18 protein-coding genes are annotated in these 20,097 nt (G+C 39.7%); all 18 read left to right on the top strand.

What is annotated here, in order from left to right; all coding sequences use genetic code 11:
• Nucleotides 1–14 precede the first annotated feature (14 nt).
• The 18 genes from CMT41_RS09265 to rho all read left to right on the top strand — a co-directional run bounded on the left by CMT41_RS09265 (nucleotide 15) and on the right by rho (nucleotide 19,923).
• Nucleotides 15–287, top strand: coding sequence for a hypothetical protein (locus tag CMT41_RS09265; RefSeq protein WP_057181030.1), 273 nt, complete (start codon nucleotides 15–17; stop codon nucleotides 285–287).
• 28 nt (nucleotides 288–315) lie between these two features.
• Nucleotides 316–474 carry a hypothetical protein gene (locus tag CMT41_RS19090; RefSeq protein ID WP_157447804.1) on the top strand — a complete coding sequence of 53 codons (159 nt, stop codon included), beginning with the start codon at nucleotides 316–318 and terminating at the stop codon, nucleotides 472–474.
• Between the two features lie 173 nt (nucleotides 475–647).
• The gene (locus CMT41_RS09260; RefSeq protein WP_058027098.1) at nucleotides 648–1,157 is read left to right on the top strand and encodes a TlpA family protein disulfide reductase; all 510 of its coding nucleotides are present in this window, start codon (nucleotides 648–650) and stop codon (nucleotides 1,155–1,157) included.
• 128 nt (nucleotides 1,158–1,285) lie between these two features.
• On the top strand, nucleotides 1,286–2,434 hold the full coding sequence (locus CMT41_RS09255) for a M14 family metallopeptidase (RefSeq protein WP_058027097.1): 1,149 nt from the start codon (nucleotides 1,286–1,288) through the stop codon (nucleotides 2,432–2,434).
• 168 nt (nucleotides 2,435–2,602) lie between these two features.
• A complete protein-coding gene (locus CMT41_RS09250; RefSeq protein WP_058027096.1) occupies nucleotides 2,603–4,162 on the top strand; it encodes an alanine/glycine:cation symporter family protein in 1,560 nt (519 codons plus the stop codon).
• Nucleotides 4,163–4,605: 443 nt separating this feature from the next.
• A complete protein-coding gene (locus tag CMT41_RS09245) occupies nucleotides 4,606–4,935 on the top strand; it encodes a hypothetical protein (protein WP_057181027.1) in 330 nt (109 codons plus the stop codon).
• 98 nt (nucleotides 4,936–5,033) lie between these two features.
• Nucleotides 5,034–5,357, top strand: a complete 324-nt coding sequence (locus CMT41_RS09240; protein ID WP_057181026.1) for a YeaC family protein — start codon at nucleotides 5,034–5,036, stop codon at nucleotides 5,355–5,357.
• 53 nt (nucleotides 5,358–5,410) lie between these two features.
• Complete coding sequence (locus tag CMT41_RS09235; RefSeq protein ID WP_083494251.1) at nucleotides 5,411–8,305, top strand: HEAT repeat domain-containing protein; 2,895 nt, start codon at nucleotides 5,411–5,413, stop codon at nucleotides 8,303–8,305.
• Between the two features lie 326 nt (nucleotides 8,306–8,631).
• Nucleotides 8,632–8,931: an IS66 family insertion sequence element accessory protein TnpA gene (tnpA, locus tag CMT41_RS09230; protein ID WP_057181041.1), complete on the top strand. Its 300-nt coding sequence runs from the start codon at nucleotides 8,632–8,634 to the stop codon at nucleotides 8,929–8,931.
• Nucleotides 8,928–9,275, top strand: coding sequence for an IS66 family insertion sequence element accessory protein TnpB (gene tnpB, locus CMT41_RS09225; RefSeq protein ID WP_058027095.1), 348 nt, complete (start codon nucleotides 8,928–8,930; stop codon nucleotides 9,273–9,275). Before tnpA ends, tnpB begins: the two co-directional genes overlap by 4 nt.
• A gap of 108 nt (nucleotides 9,276–9,383) precedes the next feature.
• Nucleotides 9,384–10,934, top strand: a complete 1,551-nt coding sequence (gene tnpC, locus CMT41_RS09220) for an IS66 family transposase (protein WP_058027094.1) — start codon at nucleotides 9,384–9,386, stop codon at nucleotides 10,932–10,934.
• 169 nt (nucleotides 10,935–11,103) lie between these two features.
• The gene (locus CMT41_RS09215) at nucleotides 11,104–11,286 is read left to right on the top strand and encodes a hypothetical protein (protein ID WP_057181025.1); all 183 of its coding nucleotides are present in this window, start codon (nucleotides 11,104–11,106) and stop codon (nucleotides 11,284–11,286) included.
• Between the two features lie 56 nt (nucleotides 11,287–11,342).
• Nucleotides 11,343–11,831 (top strand): arsinothricin resistance N-acetyltransferase ArsN1 family B, encoded by a 489-nt coding sequence (locus tag CMT41_RS09210; RefSeq protein ID WP_057181024.1) that lies wholly within the window; start codon nucleotides 11,343–11,345, stop codon nucleotides 11,829–11,831.
• A gap of 91 nt (nucleotides 11,832–11,922) precedes the next feature.
• A complete protein-coding gene (locus CMT41_RS09205) occupies nucleotides 11,923–15,222 on the top strand; it encodes an amidohydrolase family protein (RefSeq protein ID WP_058028190.1) in 3,300 nt (1,099 codons plus the stop codon).
• A 152-nt stretch (nucleotides 15,223–15,374) separates the two neighbouring features.
• Nucleotides 15,375–15,593: a DUF6500 family protein gene (locus CMT41_RS09200; protein ID WP_057181023.1), complete on the top strand. Its 219-nt coding sequence runs from the start codon at nucleotides 15,375–15,377 to the stop codon at nucleotides 15,591–15,593.
• 207 nt (nucleotides 15,594–15,800) lie between these two features.
• Entirely contained in the window at nucleotides 15,801–16,658 is an 858-nt protein-coding gene (locus CMT41_RS09195) for an alkaline phosphatase family protein (RefSeq protein ID WP_057181022.1), read from the top strand.
• 174 nt (nucleotides 16,659–16,832) lie between these two features.
• Nucleotides 16,833–17,858 carry a D-alanine--D-alanine ligase gene (locus CMT41_RS09190; RefSeq protein WP_058027093.1) on the top strand — a complete coding sequence of 342 codons (1,026 nt, stop codon included), beginning with the start codon at nucleotides 16,833–16,835 and terminating at the stop codon, nucleotides 17,856–17,858.
• Nucleotides 17,859–18,978: 1,120 nt separating this feature from the next.
• Entirely contained in the window at nucleotides 18,979–19,923 is a 945-nt protein-coding gene (rho, locus tag CMT41_RS09185) for a transcription termination factor Rho (protein WP_058027092.1), read from the top strand.
• Nucleotides 19,924–20,097 lie beyond the last annotated feature (174 nt).

The raw sequence follows: 20,097 nt of genomic DNA, 5'->3' as shown, positions 1-20,097 counted from the left end.
GTCCTTATATCTATATGAATCAAAATGTTATGCCGACATTTGTCGGTGTTTTTACCAGTTTATTTGCCATTTGGGCGTTACATACTTTTTTAATCGTTGATGATTGTTTAGATAATGGCGGCTCGTTTGATTACGCTACCGCTAAATGCTTACTTGAAAATGGTCAAACATATGAGTCAACTCTCGCAACTATAGCCGTTGTACTTTATTTTGTTGTTGGCTTTGTCGTGTCATTCTTAGTTTCAAACTTGATAAGAAAGGTTTTTAAAATCAAAGCTAAATCATAGTGAAATGGAATATTATTAAGGCAACTAGATGCAACGTATCGTCGTTATTGGTGCTAGTTGTAGTGGTAAGTCGACTTTTTCACAGCAGTTAGCGAGTACAATTGATCTTGAATACATCGAGTTAGAGCAATTACATTGCTTACCCAATTGGCAAGAGCGAGCTGACGAATATTTAAATAAGATATAGATATAGATATAGATAAAACGTAGCTTATGACAATGAATGAACGCTAGCGATAGAAAGAGACCCTAGTACATAACTAGACACTTGCTTACCAAGTCAGCCAACTTTTACAAAAGAAAATGAATGTTTGTCGGGTCTATTAAGCTATAGCCTTTTATTTAGTTCAGGAATACCCCTTGCTACGCAGTTTTGCTATTCAAGCCATTATTTTTTTAGTGGCCTTTCAACTCATTTCTTTTTTACGAGAAACCAGTATGTTGGCGACAGATACGCCGCTAAGCGAAGTGGTCAGCTCTAATCAAAGTATCAATATTGATAAGGTACCGACTTTGATGGGCGAGACAGTGTCATTAAATGCTCAAGGCAAGACCACCATTTTGTATTTCTTTGCGCCTTGGTGTCAGGTCTGCCATGCCAGCATAGGTAATTTGCAAGCCTTGTATGAAAAGAATGAGCAGCTTGATGTTATCGCTATTGCCATGGACTTTACCAGTCATAAAGAAGTCAGGGCATTTACTAGCAAACATCACTTAACTTTCCCTATTGCTTTAGGTAATGAAGCGATAAAACAAACTTTTGAAATCAGCGGATATCCCAGTTATTACGTTTTAAGTGAAGAAAATGTGATTATTGCTAAATCTATGGGATATTCTTCAGAGTTAGGGCTTTATTTACGTTCATTGTAAAATATTTTAGCGGAATCTATATAGTGATCTGCTAGCCGTTTGTGTACACTGTGTAACTCAATTATTCATTGGCGCTATACCGTGTAAATGCCGTATAAATAAGCCAAGCAAATTAAGAAATAATTATTATGCAAATTACTGACAATTTCGACAGCGGTAACATCCGCGTTATTGATGCATCTGATGCCAGCAATATTCAACTAGAAATAAAAAAAGACAACCAATCTGATTTTTACCAATGGTTCCACTTTAAACTGCAAACTGACTTAAATGCTAATGGCGAACGTCAAGAGCATGTCATGCATTTAAACAATGCTGGTAAATCTGCTTATACAGAAGGCTGGGAAGATTATCAAGCGGTTGCCTCTTATGACCGTGAACATTGGTTTCGTGTACCAACGCAATATGATGGTGAAAAACTTACTATCACTTTAACGCCTGAATATGACTCAGTATATTTCGCTTATTTTGCACCCTATAGTTATGAACGCCACCAAGACTTGGTTCATAACGCGCAAATGCACCTTGATTGTCAGTTACAAGTGCTCGGACAAACCCTTGATGGTCGTGACATGACCTTATTAAAAATCGGTGAAGAGGGTGAGGGCAAACGTAAGATTTGGATCACTGCTCGTCAACATCCGGGTGAAACCATGGCTGAATGGTTTGTCGAAGGCATGTTAGAGCGTTTACTTGATGAAGATGACGGTGTTGGTCGTGCTTTATTAAACAAAACCGTATTCTATATTGTGCCTAATATGAATCCAGATGGCAGTGTCCGTGGTAATTTACGAACCAATGCTTGTGGCGCCAATCTTAACCGTGAATGGTTAGATCCAACCATGGAACGCAGCCCAGAAGTTTTCCTCGTTCGTAAAAAGATGCTTGAAGTCGGTGTTGATATGTTCTTAGACGTTCATGGTGATGAAGCCCTACCAGTAAACTTTGTTGCTGGCTGTGAAGGTGTTGTTAATTACGATGCCCGCCATAAAGCACTTGAAGATAAATTTAAAAAATTCATGGTAGCTCTCACGCCAGAGTTCCAAGATGAGCGCGGTTATGATAAAGATGAACCAGGTAAAGCATTACCAACGGTAGGCACTAACTGGGTTGGTAATCAATTTAAGTGTTTAGCTTATACCATTGAAATGCCATTTAAAGATAATGACCTGTTACCTGATTACAGCGTCGGTTGGTCTGATGAACGCAGTAGTTTGTTAGGACGAGACTTCTTAACAGGCGTGTACCACATGGTAGACGATTTACGCGAGTCATAGACAGTTATCTTATTGCTGTATAGCCCAATTAATGCGTTAAATGTACTCATTGACATGCGTCAACTCCGTGCATTTTCCTGCTAATGGAACTTTACAGCTTTAAGCTAAACGCTATTTAAAAGTTTACTATAAAAACAAAAACAAAAATAAAAACAGTAGGAGTTAACTGTGCAAGATCTTGTCAATAGTATCAATGCCATCATTTGGAGCCCAGCGCTTATATACTTGTGTTTAGGTACAGGTTTATTTTTCTCAATAATCACCCGTTTTGTCCAAGTACGTCAATTTAAAGAAATGATTCGCTTATTGCTTTCGGGTAAAAGCTCAGAGAAGGGCATTTCATCATTTCAAGCGCTATCCGTGTCGTTATCGGGTCGTGTTGGTACCGGTAATATTGCCGGTGTTGCCGCTGCCATTGGTTTTGGTGGTCCGGGTGCTGTTTTTTGGATGTGGGTTGTCGCCTTTTTTGGCGCCGCCACCGCTTACATTGAATCAACCAACGCACAAATTTATAAAGAAGAAGAAGACGGGGTCTACCGTGGTGGTCCGGCCTATTATATTGAAAAAGCCATGGGACAAAAATGGTATGCGTGGATATTTGCTATTTCAACTATCGTCGCCTGTGGGGTGTTATTACCCGTAGTTCAGTCTAATGGTATTGGTGATGCCTTGGTTAATGTCTTTGGTACCGGCGGCACAGTACCTTCATTTTTAGGTGATATTGCCTTAACTAAAGTTTATGCCGCGACTTTTATTGTGTTAATCCTAGGTTTTATCATTTTTGGTGGTGTAAAACGCATCGCCAACTTTACTCAAATTGTTGTGCCATTTATGGCGTTAGCTTATATCATTATTGCTTGTGTTGTTATTGGTATGCACATTGATATTTTACCGAGTATTTTTATGTCAATCATCACGGATGCTTTCACACCTATGGCGGGTTTTGGTGCTGCAATTGGTTGGGGCGTTAAACGTGGTGTTTATTCAAATGAAGCAGGTCAGGGCACAGGTCCACATGCTGCCGCCGCTGCCGAAGTTGAACATCCGGCACAACAAGGTTTAGTACAAGCATTTTCGGTTTATATTGACACCTTATTTGTTTGTTCGGCAACCGCTTTTATGATTTTAATTACTCAGTCTTATAATGTAATGACCCCTGCAGAAATATACAATCTGATGCCTGAAGGTAGTAGTCCTTTTATCGTGCAACATCTTGCCGCCGATATAGTGATTAGCGGCCCAGCATTTACTCAGATTGCAGTGGATAGTGTGTTAACCGGCTTCGGCAAACCTTTTATTGCCATTGCGTTATTTTTCTTTGCTTTTACCACCATACTGGCTTATTACTTTATTGCCGAAAACAATGTTTCTTACATCAACAGAACCATTAAAATACCGGCCTTACGGTTTGTATTAAAAATTATTCTTATGTCAGCCGTTTTTTACGGCACCGTAGCTCAGCCAAGTGCGGCTTGGGGCATGGGTGATATTGGTGTTGGTTTGATGGCTTGGCTTAATATTATTGGTATTCTTATTATCTTCTTTATGGCAAAACCGGCGATAAAGGCGTTAAAGGATTACGAAGCACAACAAAAAGCCGGTGTTAAAAACTATACTTTTGATCCAAAAAAGTTAGGTATTACTAATGCTACTTTTTGGGAAGAACGTATAGCTAAAGCGCAAAGTGAGAACAAGTCGCAAGTCTCAAACAAAGACAGTGAAAGTTAACCGGGCTGAATTGAGCTGAGTAAGCTCCATTGGTTCTAAAGAAAAAGCCGCTCCTCGTTGAGCGGCTTTTTTATTGTTTTCGACTGTATTGACTTTAGGCGTTATTCCCGTGGTTTATGCGGTATTGTTTGCTATCAAAATGCCAATAGCAACTACGACGAGTTAACACTGTGCTATTCGAGGTATTAGTTGAACAGCCCTGCGCTAAAATAGGGATTATTGTTCAGACACTTGCATAATCCCTAGCTAATTTACTCTGCTAGTAAACGCTCAAATTTTAATTAATAATACTCTGACTCAGAACTCAAGGCTTTTGTGTATCTGCCTAGTGAAATAGCACAACAGGTCAGGTATACTAAGCAAAATCCAAGCGAATTTCTGGTAAAGGTCTTTTCACAAGGCACTCGCTGGTTATCATTTTTATATATTGCATGAGTAGTTAAATGGCCGTTATTAATTGTCCGGGTTGTTCGAAAAAAATATCTGATAAAGCAAAAGCCTGTAATCACTGTAATCTTGATTTATCAGGCCTTGATGCCGGTAAAATTGCCAACCTGAATCGAGTTGATCTGATTAATAAAACCCAAAATTTGATGAATTACTCATTTATCGCCATGCTGTTATTTTGTGGTGGCTTCTTATTTATGTTTTGGGAAGGTGTTGAATTAGGTAGCTGGCAACATGACTTAGCCATTGCCAGTACCATGCTCGGTTTTGTTCTGTACATAATCATCCGCTGTATGTTGCTCTTCACCAAGCATAAAGCGAGCTAGGCTGTGCTAAGACAGCACGAATAAAACACGATAAATAACTAAATAACTAATATAACTAAATAATCATCTATTAATACTACTTAGATCTCGGAATTCTGATGGACTTACTTAACACCATAGACGCTATGTCAAATGACATGTACTTACGCTTAAAATGTGCTGCGGAAACTGGCAAGTGGCCTGAGGGCACTGTGGTTGATAAAGCCCAGCGCGCTACGGCTTTACAATTAAGTATGGCATATCAATCTAGGCACCTAGAAAGTGACCAAATGCTTACCATAGGCCCTGATGGTCATATAGTTGAAAAAAACAAACGCCAGTTAAAAGCCGAATTTTCTGGTGATAAGCCGGAAGAAAAAGTTAAAAAACGTAGTAAACCAACACAAGCGGATATCGCTTATTTCAGTAACCATGAGCTTTAACTATGAACTTAAATTTCATGGTTATTTTCCAACGGAATGAAACCAAATAAACTATGATTTTCTCCTCCTTTTTTAAAACAAAAGCCAATTGGCAACATAAAGACACCACGGTACGAATCACGGCCATTAATAGTGAGTTATCCGTGGATAACAGCGAACAACTGGCTATTTTAACCGATCTTATTCAACAAGATAGCAGTGATTTAGTGCGCCGTGCCGCATTGATTAAGGTGGCCTCTTTTGACTGTTACCTTGACGCTAGCCATAATAACTCTCAAGCGAAGGTAAAACAATTTGCCGGTAAACAAGTTCATGATATTTTAGCGACCGATCACAAAATTGTGCTTTGCGCTGAGATGAAACAGAATATATTAGCTAAACAAGCGCAAAACCCGATACTTGGCACCGTTCTATTAGAAGCATGGCTAGCCCACGAACAAGACAGTGCAATTATGATTGCGCTTTATCAACAAATTAGTGCCCGTAAAACATCTACGCATTTATTAAGTCATAGCTTTAGTCAAAAACAAAACCCTGAGTTTCAAACTTACTTACTTAGCCAAGTTGATGACAGCAAAGTATTAGAGAAACTGAGTAAAAAAGTTTGTAACGATACTTTAGCTCAACAAGTTAACCATAAACTAGCCGCTATTCAGGCGGCTGTTGAAAAGCCAAAAAAATTAGCCAAAACAATACAACTTGTTTTAGCCAAATTACAAGCGCTAAAAGATGTTGCAGACTATGGTGAATATAAAAAGCGGAAGTCACGGTTAATTGATGAATGGCAAGTGCTGGAGCCTGAACATGAAGTTTTTAGTGCCGAAGAACGCAGCATTTTTAATGATAAGTACCAAGGTATAATAAACCATCTGGAAAAATTATTTATCGCCAAAGCAGAAAGTTATCAGCAACAAATCATTATCGATAAACTAGCCCATGATAAACAGCGAGACAAAAAAGATTTTACTCAACAGCTTAATCACATTAGCCAAGCGATAACAACGGCGGTATTTTCAAGTGATAATCTGGATGAAGAACAATTTTTAGGCTCGCTCGGTCAGTTAAATACAGCTATTGAAGCCTCGGCTCTGAATAAAGACGAGCAACAAGTCTTTATCTTACAAGTTAAGCAATTAACTAAACGTTTAGGTCAAATACCTGAGATTGCCGAGTCGGTTAGCCAAGCGACGAATTTAATCTCTAAAATATCGCAACTTACTTTGCCGACATCATTGCAAGAGTTAAATTCTCGTCAAGAAACCTATCATGACTGGTTAAAAACATGGCGTTTAATTGAACAAAAAACGGCGGGAATTTTGCCTGAGTCTATTGTGCAAGCGCAAAAACAAATAGTCAGTACTTGGCAAGGGGGGTTAAAACCCTTACAAAGTCAGCAAAAAGAATTGTTTTTTGTGCATAAGAAAAAACTACAAGATATAAAACGCCTACTTAACAATGGTAAATTTAAGGTTTGCTTTGGTTTATTTAAGGGCGTAAAAGAGAATATTGACCAGTTATCCGCACAGCAAAAGCAACAACTGCAACGTGATTTTGACCAAGTTAGCGAAAAAATGACTGAGCTTAGCGATTGGGAACACTATATCGCCACGCCACGTAAACAAGAATTATTACTAGCAGTGCAAGCACTGGTTGATACGCCGCTTGATAATCCAAATGAACAAGCCGAAAAAGTTAAAGCCTACCGCAGCACATGGAATTCGTTGGGTCATGCCGATGAAGATATTGATAAACAATTGAATGAGCAGTTTAACCAACGTTGTGAACAAGCTTTTGCCCCTTGTCGATTATTCTATGCTGAGCAAGATAAAATACGTCAGCAGCATTTAGAGCAGCGTAACAATATATTAGCGCAAGTGGAGCAACTGGTTACCGAGCTTAATAAGGCAGAAGAGACGCAGAGTGTCGATTTTAAAAAGCTTGATGGCAAACTTAATACTATACAACAGCACTGGAAAAATGCCGGCGAAGTAGATCGTAACCAGTACAAAAAATTACAACAGCAATTCAAAAATACTATTGCGCCGGTAAAAAGTGCCATTGGTGCCTTTCATTTAACTAATAGCAAAGAGAAACAAGCACTAATAGTTAAAGCGCAGCAGTTAATTGCCAGTGATGATATTTTTGCTGCTATTGACTCAGCCAAACAATTACAGCAATCATGGCGTGAAGTCGGCTTTGCCGGCAATCATCAAGAGAGTCAGTTATGGCAGAAGTTTCGTCAGGTGAACGATGAATTATTTGCCAAAAGACAAGTGTTAAAGTCAGAGCAACAAGCGGCCTTATCTAATCAACAGCAAGCATATGATGAAAAAGTGTCAACAATAGCAGAGTCACTTATTTCATTCACTAATCAAGCAGCTAATAAAGAAGTAGAGCCAGAAAATAAGCAAACCCTACAAGACATTGAGCAACAGGCCGAAGCGCTACTTACCGAAGTTATTGCTAATAAACCCGTTATTAAAGTTGCGGTGGCTCGTCTTGAAAAAATCATCAAACAAGTTGAGCAATTAATTAAAAGTAATAGACAAGTTAAGGAACAACAACGTTGGTTAAACTTGTTTGAGTTAATGTCTTTACAGGCTCAAAGCAATCAAGATGTTGAGGCTTTAACTGCGTCGGCTATGGTTAATAAACTAAGTAGCTTTTGGCAAAAACGTTGGCAAGAGCATGTTAAGTTATCAGAGCAAGTTCAAGGTGGTCATCGTCTCGATAAGACCTTAGAAATTGAAATACTTGGCAAAAGTGAATCGCCAGCAGAGTTAGCTGACCAGCGTATGAAAGTTCAAGTACAATTAATGCAAGAGCAAATGCTTTCTGGTATCGATATTGACCTCAGTAAATTACTGGTCGATTGGTTGATGTTGGGTACCCTTACTGAAGGTGATTTACCGTTAATTAGACGATTAAAAGCCATTTATTGCCAATAGGGATAATTGGCAATAAACTCAGAAAGTTGCTGAACTAAGAGACGGCCAAAGCATAAAATTAGAAATTAGTTTTCCTCAGTAATGAGGTAAACTGATTTTTTTACCAGTCAATTTATATCCCGATAGGATATAGCAGTAGCATCACTTGTTATAATCCCCAGTAAAATCATTGTTATTCATTTCCGTCTTTGTGACTAACACCTAGGCTAGCTATTTATTGACTTTAACCATAATAGTAGGAGAAACGTAAGCGTATAGTTAACGACACCTGCCTCTAGCACTTGATCTCATATACATTATCTCCTCACTTAACTTAGGAGATAAGCATGAGAATTTCGCGTAGCCAAGAACAATGGCAAACCATCATTGAAGATCAACAAACCAGCGGCTTAACCATTATTGATTATTGCCAACAACAGCAATTATCAACGTCGAGCTTTTATGCCCTTAGGAAGAAACTCAGCTTGTCTTCAGGCAACTTTGTTCGCGCCAAAATAACACAACAGGTGGAACTTATTGAAGAGCAAACCTTCATAACAGTTACCGTGGGTAAAGCAAATATCAGTTTACCGGCATCAACCTCTGTGACTTACCTCAGCCAATTATTACGCGAGCTTATTGTATGAAGATGTTTGTTGAGCCATCAGCCGTTTTTCTTCATCGCGATTTTGTTGATTTTCGTAAAGCAATAAATGGCCTCGCTGCGCTTGTTGAAGATGAGCTAAACCGTGATGCCTATACGGGCGCTTTATTCGTTTTTTGCAATAAAGCCAAAGACAAACTGAAAATATTGTATTGGGACAAAACAGGCTTTGCACTCTGGCAAAAACGTTTGGAAAAACAAAAGTTCAAATGGCCGAGCAAAGTTAATGGCAATGAATTTTCGTTAAGCGCTGAGCAGCTCGACTGGTTACTCTCTGGATATGACGTGCTTGGTCATCAAGAATTACATTATCAGTCGATGCTCTAGTGGATCAGTATTCATCCCCTCAAAGCAGTCAACGATCATTGACACAAACGCTTATGGTAAATGAGGTTCAAAGCAGTATTGGCTTGAATATTTTGTTAAAATCAGCGGATGAAATTTAAGGTAAATTCACTCCCCAATGACCCCGATCAACTTAAGCAAATGCTGCTTGAGTTGCAGCAACGCATGGATGAAGAATTAGCTCAAAAAGATAATGAGTTAGTAGAGAAAGACGTAGCTTATCAACTATTGCTTGAGCGTTACAATCTCAAACTTGCCCAAGAATACGGCAAGAAATCAGAAAAGATGCCGGGTGCTGATGAAGTATTTAATGAAGTAGAGTTAGTGCTTGATGAACACGATAAAAAACTTCTGGCCAAAGAAAACGCTGACGTGACAACGAAAATCAAGCCAAAACGTAAGCCTTTACCTCAAGCACTGCCGCGTAAAGTAGTGGTGGTAGATATTGCCGAAAGCGACAAAATTTGTGATTGCTGCCAAAGCCCATTGCACAAAATGGGTGAAAGTAGCAGCGAAGCACTAGAGTTTGTGCCCGCTCATATCAAAGTCATTAAGACCATTCGCCCCAAATACACCTGTCGCCACTGTGAGCGTAATGGCATTGAAAGTGTGGTAAAAACCGCCTTGATGCCAGCAACGCCAATACCAAAAAGTATTGCCACACCCAGCTTACTCAGCCAAATAATCACCTGTAAATATCAATTTGGCTTGCCGTTAAATCGCCAAGAAACGATGTTTAGTGATATTGGACTTGAATTAAGCCGTCAAACCATGTCGAGTTGGATGCTGCGCAGTGCGCAATTACTTGAGCCACTGTATAGGCGCTTGAAAGAAATACTGCTGGCAGAGTCAGTCATTTTTGCGGATGAAACACCCTTGAAAGTTATCAAGGCAGAAAAAGCGACCAGTTATATGTGGGTGTATTGCTGCGGCAGTGATAGACCAAGTAAAAAAACCAATATCGTTTTATACGATTATCACAACAGTCGCGCAGCACAATGTACGATTGACTTTCTTGATGGTTATCAAGGTTATATGCATGTTGATGGTTATAAAGCTTATGGGCTAACCGAGGCCAAATTAGTCGCCTGTCTTGCCCATATTCGTCGTAAGTTCGTTGATGCGAAGAAGATACATGCCAAAGCGAAAACAGGTAAAGTTGATGTGGTATTAAACTTAATCGGCAAGCTCTACGGCATAGAACAACGTATTAAAGGAAAGTCGAGTGAAGATAAGTTCAACATCCGGCAGTCACACGCTAAGCCGATTGTAAAAGAACTACATCACTGGCTGATGAAGCACAAAGATAAAATCCCGCCTAAAAGTAAACTTGGCGAAGCAATAAGCTACAGTTTAAATCAGTTTGATAAATTCCAACGCTACCTTGAAGATGGCCGACTCTCGATTGATAACAATCGAGCAGAGCGGGCAATAAAACCGTTTGTGATAGGTCGCAAGGCATGGCTGTTTTCAAATACCTGCAATGGCGCTCATGCGAGTGCTATTCTCTATAGTCTCGTTGAAACGGCTAAGGCTAATGGCCTAGTCGTGCATGATTATATCTCAAGATGCTTGCAACATATTGCTGAGCAACCAAACAACCTTGAACCGCTGTTACCATGGAATATTGAGCGCGGCTAGGTGCCGATCCCTATACGCTTACGGAGAAACAGCTAGGTACCCCAATATAAAGTTGTTTTCGAGCTTCTTAAAAGCTAAATACCGTGCTAAATTAAATTTGTTTATAAAGTCAGTTCCTTGTCCGCACTAATTTAATCGACTTGGCATAACTACTGTTTAAGGACGTTTTATGAAAATAATTTATCCATTACTTTGCCTATTTTTACTATCGTCCTGTGTTTATTATGGCGTGCAGCGAGACTTTGGTGGCGACCCATCGGCACCATGTACTAATGGTTCAAGTAAACAAAATGCACAATGTAAGGCAGAATTAAAAGCGGTTAATAGTGAAATAGCTAAGACAGTTAAGTAGTCGTTAATAAAACAATCACAAAACATCTTGTTTTACAATATTTACCAGGGATTTATATGATAAGGGCAGTACAAGAGCAAGATGCTCAAGTCATTAGCGATATTTACAATCATTATATTACCAATACTGTGATCACCTTTGAAGAAGAGCCGCTTAGCTCACAAGATATCAGTAACCGTATGAGGACAATTGAGTCCGCTGATTTACCTTGGCTTGTTAGCCTAGATAAATCAGGGCAAGTCTTGGGTTATGCTTATGCCAGTAAATGGCGGGATCGTTACTCCTATCGATTTTCAGTTGAAGTCACTGTCTATTTATCGCCAGAGCATGCGGGCAAAGGCTTGGGTAGCCAGTTGTATCAAGCCTTATTTAATGAGCTAAAAGACAAAAACATCCACAGTGTTATCGGGGGGATCACTTTACCCAATGCGGTTAGTGTTGCTGTGCATGAAAAGTTTGCCATGAAAAAAGTTGCTCACTTTAAAGAGGTGGGTTTTAAATTCAATCAGTGGTTAGATGTTGGTTATTGGCAGGGCACACTCTAGTCTTCACTTTTAGTGTTCTGTAAGTAAGTACAGGTAATTAATCGATAATTCAGCTAATCAAGCAATAAAAATGTATAAGGTACTTCTCATGATGTTGAAAACCATACCGTCAAAAAAACTACTGCTCTCAGGCGTCGCTCTGAGTGTATTATTAGCACTGCCAACTGTCTTTGCTCAAGCAGAGGTTAAAATTAACGACCAGAGCACTACCGACGTTAGCGCAAAAGAAGCGCCAGAAAAATGGTCTGTTAATGAGCCACAAGGTGAGTTTACCACCGCCAAAATCGACGTTCGCTCAGGTACTTGGATGAATGTTGATTTAAGCCCTGATGGTAAAACCATTGTTTTTGATTTATTGGGTGATATTTATACCATGCCTGCTTCAGGTGGCGAAGCGAAAGCATTAATGACTGATATTGCTTGGCAAATGCAACCACGCTTTAGCCCAGATGGTAAATATATAGCCTTTACTTCTGATGAAGATGGTGGCGATAATTTATGGATAATGCAAGCTGATGGCAGTAATGCTAAAGCGGTAAGCACAGAAAAATTTCGTTTATTAAACAGTCCAGCATGGTCACCCGATGGTAATTACCTAGTTGGCCGTAAACATTATACCGGTACTCGTTCTTTGGGCGCGGGTGAAGTGTGGATGTACCATAAGTCGGGTGGTAATGGCGTTATGTTAACCAAACGTCCCAATGAGCAAAAAGATTTAGGTGAACCGGCCTTCTCACCTGATGGCAAATATGTCTATTTCTCCCAAGATGCTACCCCGGGTAAAACCTTCCATTATTCGAAAGACTCGGAAAAGGGCATTTATAAAATTAAACGTCTAGAGCTTGAAACCGGTGAAATAAAAGTCATCGTTTCAGGTAAAGGTGGTGCGATCAGACCAACACTTTCACCGGATGGTAAGTACCTAGCCTTTATTAGTCGTGATGATTTTCAATCAAATTTATACCTATATGATCTTAAAAGTGGCGCTCACACTAAAATTTATGACGGTTTAGACCGTGATATGCAAGAAACATGGGCTATTCATGGTGTTTACCCAACGATGGCTTGGACGCCAGAAAGTGATGCCTTAATTTTCTGGGCAGGTGGAAAAATAAATAAAGTATCACTTGCAACCAAAAAAGCTACAGTAATTGAATTTCATGTAAAAACAGCAAAGAAAATTCAAGTAGCGCTACGTTTTCCTCAAGACTTAGACCAAAAGGTCTTTGATACCAAAATGTTACGTGATGTTAAAATATCACCGAATGGTAAAAAAGTGGTCTTTGAATCCATGGGTCATATTTTTATAAAAACCCTACCAAACGGTAAAGCTAAGCGTTTAACTAAACAAAAAAGTCAGTTTGAATTAAATCCAAGTTTTTCACGTGACGGCAAAAAAATTGTTTATGTCAGTTGGGATGATAAAAAACTTGGCCAAGTACGAGTGGTCTCTAGTCGAGGTGGTAAAGGTAAAATCATTACTCGTGAGCCAGGAAAATACATTGAGCCAAGCTTTTCACCAGATGGTAAAACCATTGTTTATCGTAAAGTGCGTGGTGGCAATATTATCGATCCTACTTGGGGCTTAAACCCTGGTATATATGCGGTATCAGCCAAGGGTGGTAAGGCTAAACTTGTCACCGAAAGTGGTTTACAACCACATTTTGGCGCACGAAATGATCGTATCTATGTAACGCGTAACGGAGAAAAGCCCCATATTGCTCGTATTGATTTAGATGGTCAGCATGATACCAAGTTATATCAAGGTGAGTTTTCTTCAGAATACCGGGTCTCGCCCGACGGTAAATACCTGGCTTTTGCCGAGCGCTTTAAAGTATTTGTTACCCCCTTGGTAGAGCGTGGTGATGTTATAGATATTGGTCCTAAAGCAAAAAACTTACCGGTAGAGCAGTTATCAATTCGTGCTGGTGAAGGTATTAATTGGAATGGTAAATCTAACCAGATTTATTGGAGTCTAGGTGCTGATTTATACCAAAGCTCAGTGCAAGGTTTATTTGATATCAGCGCTAAAGTTAGTGAGCAAGAAAAAGAGCAACAGGCGGATAAGACCGCTAACCAAGTTAAAAACAAAGTTAAAAATAAAGTTAAAGTTACTAATTTAAGTTATCAGCAAAAAGTAGATATTCCATCGGGTCGAGTTGCCTTTGTTGGCGGTACTGTTATCACTATGGACGGAGAGCAAGTGATTGAAAATGGCGTTGTTCTGGTCGAGGGCAACAAAATTACCGCGGTGGGTACAAAAGCACACGTTAAGATCCCCAGTGATGCATATGTCATTGATATAACGGGAAAAACAATAATGCCGGGCTTAATCGACGCCCATGCCCATGGCTCACAAGGTAGTAATGAAATTATTCCCCAGCAAAACTGGAAAAACTATGCCGGCTTATCCTTAGGTGTCACCACTATTCATGATCCTTCAAACGACACCACAGAGTTCTTTGCCGCTAGTGAAATGCAAAAAGCCGGTAAGATAGTCGCCCCACGCTTATTCTCTACCGGTGCTATTTTATATGGCGCCACTATTCCTGGCTATACGTCACATGTGGATAGTCTTGACGATGCTAAATTTCACGTTGAACGGTTAAAAGCGGCCGGGGCTTTTAGTGTCAAAAGTTATAATCAACCACGCCGTGACCAGCGCCAACAATTTATTCAAGCCGCGCGTGAATTAGAAATGATGGTTGTGCCAGAAGGTGGCTCATTACTGCAACATAACTTAACCATGGTAGTTGATGGCCATACTACGTTAGAACATTCAATTGCTACGGCTAAAATTTATGATGATATCAAGCAGTTATGGTCACAATCAAACATGGCTTATACACCAACCATGGGGGTTGCTTATGGTGGTATTTCCGGTGAACATTATTGGTACGATACCACCAATGTTTGGCAGCATCCGCGTTTAAGTAAATATGTGCCGAGTGAAGTTTTAGATCCCCGTGCTATGCGTCGACCAAAAGCGCCGCTTCATCATTACAATCATTTCAATGTCGCTAAAGTGGCGAAAGAAATGCAAGACTTAGGCATTGAAGTTAACGCCGGTGGTCACGGTCAACGTGAAGGTTTAGCCATGCACTGGGAAATGTGGATGATGGTACAGGGTGGTATGACACCACTGCAAGCCATTCGTACCGCAACTATTTCACCGGCAAGAACGCTTGGTTTGGATAAAGACTTAGGCTCACTCACCGTGGGTAAACTTGCCGATATGATTGTTATTGATGGCGATGTCAGGAATGACATTCGCTTAAGTGATAAGGTTACCCATACCATGATTAATGGCCGTTTATATAACGCTGAAACCATGAATGAAATAGGTAACTATGATAATAAGCGTGAAAAATTTTATTTTGAAGATAAGTAGTAGCTAGATTATTTGGTAGCAACTAACACTTAAACCTGCAGCTGCAACTAGCTTGGGGATAAAATAATAAAGTCAGCAAATAGAAGTGCTGGCTTTTTATTTTAGTCAACATAAAGAGTTAACCATTACCCTCATTAAAAGGAAATTAACGGGTGAAAGATACTTTACAAGAAAAAATTATCGCCGTATGTGATAAAAAAATTGCCCAGAAAGGCACTAATGTCGGTTTATCATTTTATGCCTTCTTTGCTAACAAAAATGATGATGCTGAGTTATTGATGGAAGCGGCAACCTGGTGGATTATCACCCATAAGCTTGATCACTTTGAAAAAGCATTAAAAATTAAAGCGTTAGTAATTTCTGAGCGCTAGCTGAGGCTGCTAATCATGGCTTAGCTTTAATTTCGTGTCACTGAAGATTTTAGCAAAGAGCAGTGCCGCAATTAACTTAAAATGAGTCTTGTCATCAAAATACCCTTTTAGCGTCATATTATCGTCATAAAAGGTGCGTATTCTTTTTACACAGTTAGTCATGAAAAAATGACGTCTTAATTCAACGCTGTGTTCGGAGTATATATAATGACAAACAAAGTGATACTTATTGTTCTTGATGGTTTAGCGTTTAAAGTTGCCGAGCAATGCATGGGATTTGTTCAGGCATTAAAGGAGCAAAAACGGGCTACACTTTACAAGGTACAATGTGAATTACCCTCAATGTCTCGTCCACTATACGAGACTATCCTAACGGGGGTGACACCAGCAATTAGCGGCATAGTTCACAACCAAGTGATACGGAATTCCAACCAAAAAAGTGTTTTTAGCTTGGCTCGCGCAGCGGGGTTGTCAACCGCTGCCGCTGCCTTTCATTGGTTTAGCGAACTGTATAATCAAAGCCCTTACAATGCGATACGCGATCGCCATACCGTAGATACCGAACAACTCATTCAATATGGTTCTTTTTATCATGATGGGCAATACCCTGATGGTCACTTGTACCTTGATGCTGAATTATTACGCCGCCGCTATAATCCTGACTTTCTCTTGATTCATCCGATGAGTATTGATGAAGCGGGTCATCGGTCTGGCCTTGATAGTTCTCATTACCGCAACACCACCCGCAAATCAGACAAAGAGCTATCCGAATACCTGCCAATTTGGATTGAAGCCGGATACCAAATTATAATTACCGCAGATCATGGTATGAATAAGGATAAAAGCCATGGCGGCTCTTTAGCAGAAGAACGAGATATTCCCTTATATGTTATTGGCGACCGTTTCTCTCACCAAGCAGGTTGCACACCAAAACAAACCGATATTTGTGGGGTCATTTGTGAACTGTTGGGCATCCTCGATCATAATAAATCGGTGACTGAAAATTTATTGCTAAATGAAGGCTATCACCGATTAGAACAAACAATCATTAGGGCTGTTTGCTAAGTTTTCCTTGCTAAAAAAGCCTAAGACGTACTATTACCTTAGTATTATTTACTTTACCTCACTATTTTACCCAGTGTCCGTACTTAGACTTTCTGGGTGAAATTAAAACAGCAACATGTTTATTTTAGTCAATTAAAATTTAGACAGATTATTTATTTGTTGCAGGAAATAATAATGAAAATAGAGATAATTACCACACCAAATCAAGAATTAAAAGAAACTGGTTTTGGCAGTATTAATGCTTGCGAGGGCGTGTTGTCAGCCATACGAAAAATGGGCCATACTGTACAACTAACAGTCTGTAAAACAATGGCTGATTTAGATAATGTCATCGACAGATGTCCAGATTTAGTCGTTCTGGCGGTTAAATATATCGCTATCGATAATAATGGTGATATTTGGTTATCTGAATATTTTATGAGGCATAAAGTTAATTTTACTGGTTCCTTAAGGAATATATTGGAATTTGACTCCAATAAAGTGCTTGCTAAAACCATTTTACAAAATAAAGGCATTGTTACCGCCAAATATTTTACCACGGTACCGGGTAAGTACCGTAGTGAAAATGAATTGCCGATTAAATTTCCTTTGTTCTTGAAACCCATAGATGCAGCCAATGGTAATGGTATTGACGATTCATCATGGGTGGTAAATTTTTCAGAATTTGAAGCTAAGGTTTTATCACTATATACGTTATTTTCTCAGCCTATACTGGTTGAAGAATATTTGGACGGTCGAGAATTTACAGTGGCCATAATAAGTAAATCTAATGGCGAATTCATTGTTGCTGCCATTGAAATTATTCCACCTGAATCAAAAAATGGCCTAAGAATTTTAGGGCATAAAGTGAAAAATGATAATAGCGAAGCATTGAAAAAAATTGATAATAATCAAATGTTAAATAAAGTGAAGCAACTTGCCCTTAATTCTTTTATTAACCTTGGCATAAGAGATTTTGCACGAATAGACATTAAATCAAACAAGAATGGCGAGTGTTTTTTTATGGAGGCTAATCTTGTTCCAGGCTTGACTCAAGATTCTAGTTATTTTCCAAAATCATGTGAAATGGAATTTGGCTTAAGCTATGATAAAGTAATCCAATTAATGTTAGATAATGCGCTTTATCGAGCTCAGTTATTCCCCACGGTAAGTCATTTAATAACACCGCCAATAATGGCAGAGCAGGTCTCAGGCTTTTAGTTGATAATATCAGCTAGAATGGCGACAAATTATTGCACTATTGCCAGTTAAAAGCAGCTCAGCCGTAATGAACTGAATAAGGTCTGGGCTAATTAACAAAACCTGTGATACCCACCCCAAGCCTTAGACCAAAGCAATAAAATAACATGCCTATGCACTTGGCTCAGGATCGTCATCCCCGTGGTGTTTTAATCGGGGATGCAGTGTATAAAGAGCAATGGATCTTCGATTAGAAACTTCGAAGATGACGTTTACAAAGAGCTGTGTTGTAGTTAGGTGTTGGTGGTGTGATAAAAGCGAGCGTCACAAGCATGACGGTATATGGATATACCCTTACTAGACAGTGCAGGAGCACACTGTCCTGATGCTTGTGCAGAGCCCCATGGATGCGTCTCGCTTGTTTACTCGCCCACACTCAACAACAACAGAGCGTTTACAAAGAGTTCCTGAGTAAACTACATAGGCATGTAAAATAAAGCTGACGCCCTGAGCAAGTAACACTTTTAAATTGGCTATATTGATGGCATATTCAATAGCATAGGATACTTCGAGGGGCAGGCACTGTTTAATCGTTATTCACAGAGTTATCCACAATTAATGTTAAAAGCCATCGGTAAGTCACTGTTCAACCAGTAAGCGACAAGTGAGTGAAAAAGAGGCAGTCAGTGACTTATTCATCGAATAATTTACTATTTACTGGATAAAAAAATAAGATGTACTACACTTTGTCAATTGCTTTTCTGCTTAGCTTATCTTTTCTTGTTTGAAAAAACTTTTCCACAACCACTCAGCGCCTAAATAGCCATTGAATAAGCCGCTCCTTTGATAAAACCTCTCTGCTGACCCTATGTTCCTGCTGCCGTTAACTTAGCAACTAGGCTAAACGTGCTCGCGACCTTGTAGACAGTTCGCGCTTGCTTTGGTTAAGGGATATAAGCATGGCTTTGAGCTAAGGCAGACAGGTGTGGACAAAGTGGACATTAGCGAAAATATTTTATCAATAGTTTTTCTAATACGTTATTATATCTCTTCCATTAAGTTTGTCACCTTGTACCTCGAAGTTGAACGGGTATATTAAGGTAACTCTTGCAAAAAACACATAATTCTCTAAAACGATATCATGACAAGAAAAATATTAACGTTGAATCTGAAAAGAAAAAAAGTCGCCCCCCCCGTCAAAGAAGTACTTAAGGAAGTACCTCATATTGATCCACAAAAGCGTTTTTCTAATGGCGTAGCGATCAACCCTCATCAGTGTATTCGCCTAGAATTAGGTTCTCAGCAACTCTCCACCCGAGCGATAGATTTGTTCACGCCAATTGGCATGGGTCAGCGAGGTTTGATTGTAGCTCCGCCAGGCTCGGGCAAAACAACCCTGTTAAAACATATATGCCAGGCGGTAGGGGCAGCTTATCCCAAAATAAAGCTGTATGCGTTACTCATTGATGAGCGTCCAGAAGAAGTGACCGACTTTAAGCGCAGCGTACCAGCAACAGTATATGCCTCATCCACGGATGAAACTTATGAACAACACGTCCGTGTAGCCAATGACCTACTTAAAATCGCGCGCCAGCAAGCGGGCGAAGGTCACGATGTCATGATTGTCATTGATTCGCTCACTCGGCTAACAAGAGTACATAATGCTAGTCAAAAGAGTAGCGGTCGTACCATGTCGGGTGGGCTTGATGCTAGAGCGATGGAAATACCACGAAAACTGTTTGGCGCAGCGAGAAAAATTGAGCATGGTGGCTCACTTACCATTATAGCGACCATACTTGTTGATACTGGTAGCCGAATGGACCAGGTGATATTTGAGGAGTTCAAGGGCACGGGGAATATGGAAATCGTTTTATCACGAGAAGCGGCAAATCAACGAATCTTTCCTGCGCTGGATATTGCTAAAAGTAGCACTCGACGTGAGGAACTACTGCTAAATACGCAGGAACTTGGCAAGATAAGAATGTTGCGCAGGGCACTTACCAGTCTTAAACCTGCAGAAGGTGCAAGTAAACTTGTTGAGTTACTGGAGAAATACCCAACGAATGCTGAGCTGCTGAACCGGTAGTAACAAAAATAAACAGAGCGCTAAGGCAATGAATTATATCCTTTGTTGCTCTGGTAAGCTTAGCTATAATGCTTGCGTTTTATGGGCGGGCAATCAGGTCTTCCTCCAGCACCCCATGATTTAATTAACCCAGTATTATTCCTAGCAAGTCTTGCCCAAGCTTAAATCCTTAAT

Source organism: Colwellia sp. MT41 (assembly GCF_001444365.1).
In the GTDB taxonomy this organism is placed as follows: Bacteria; Pseudomonadota; Gammaproteobacteria; order Enterobacterales; family Alteromonadaceae; genus Colwellia; species Colwellia marinimaniae.
The sequence above is the reverse complement of the archived record's forward strand: the minus strand, read 5'-3'. Positions and strand labels throughout refer to the sequence as shown.

What these genes read in the sequence shown, in the direction of transcription:
- CMT41_RS09265 (WP_057181030.1), top strand. Translation starts at nt 15, where the DNA reads ATGAATCAAAATGTTATGCCGACATTTGTCGGTGTTTTTACCAGTTTA.
- CMT41_RS19090 (WP_157447804.1), top strand. Translation starts at nt 316, where the DNA reads ATGCAACGTATCGTCGTTATTGGTGCTAGTTGTAGTGGTAAGTCGACT.
- CMT41_RS09255 (WP_058027097.1), top strand. Translation starts at nt 1,286, where the DNA reads ATGCAAATTACTGACAATTTCGACAGCGGTAACATCCGCGTTATTGAT.
- CMT41_RS09245 (WP_057181027.1), top strand. Translation starts at nt 4,606, where the DNA reads ATGGCCGTTATTAATTGTCCGGGTTGTTCGAAAAAAATATCTGATAAA.
- CMT41_RS09240 (WP_057181026.1), top strand. Translation starts at nt 5,034, where the DNA reads ATGGACTTACTTAACACCATAGACGCTATGTCAAATGACATGTACTTA.
- CMT41_RS09235 (WP_083494251.1), top strand. Translation starts at nt 5,411, where the DNA reads ATGATTTTCTCCTCCTTTTTTAAAACAAAAGCCAATTGGCAACATAAA.
- tnpA (WP_057181041.1), top strand. Translation starts at nt 8,632, where the DNA reads ATGAGAATTTCGCGTAGCCAAGAACAATGGCAAACCATCATTGAAGAT.
- tnpB (WP_058027095.1), top strand. Translation starts at nt 8,928, where the DNA reads ATGAAGATGTTTGTTGAGCCATCAGCCGTTTTTCTTCATCGCGATTTT.
- tnpC (WP_058027094.1), top strand. Translation starts at nt 9,384, where the DNA reads ATGAAATTTAAGGTAAATTCACTCCCCAATGACCCCGATCAACTTAAG.
- CMT41_RS09215 (WP_057181025.1), top strand. Translation starts at nt 11,104, where the DNA reads ATGAAAATAATTTATCCATTACTTTGCCTATTTTTACTATCGTCCTGT.
- CMT41_RS09210 (WP_057181024.1), top strand. Translation starts at nt 11,343, where the DNA reads ATGATAAGGGCAGTACAAGAGCAAGATGCTCAAGTCATTAGCGATATT.
- CMT41_RS09205 (WP_058028190.1), top strand. Translation starts at nt 11,923, where the DNA reads ATGTTGAAAACCATACCGTCAAAAAAACTACTGCTCTCAGGCGTCGCT.
- CMT41_RS09195 (WP_057181022.1), top strand. Translation starts at nt 15,801, where the DNA reads ATGACAAACAAAGTGATACTTATTGTTCTTGATGGTTTAGCGTTTAAA.
- CMT41_RS09190 (WP_058027093.1), top strand. Translation starts at nt 16,833, where the DNA reads ATGAAAATAGAGATAATTACCACACCAAATCAAGAATTAAAAGAAACT.
- rho (WP_058027092.1), top strand. Translation starts at nt 18,979, where the DNA reads ATGACAAGAAAAATATTAACGTTGAATCTGAAAAGAAAAAAAGTCGCC.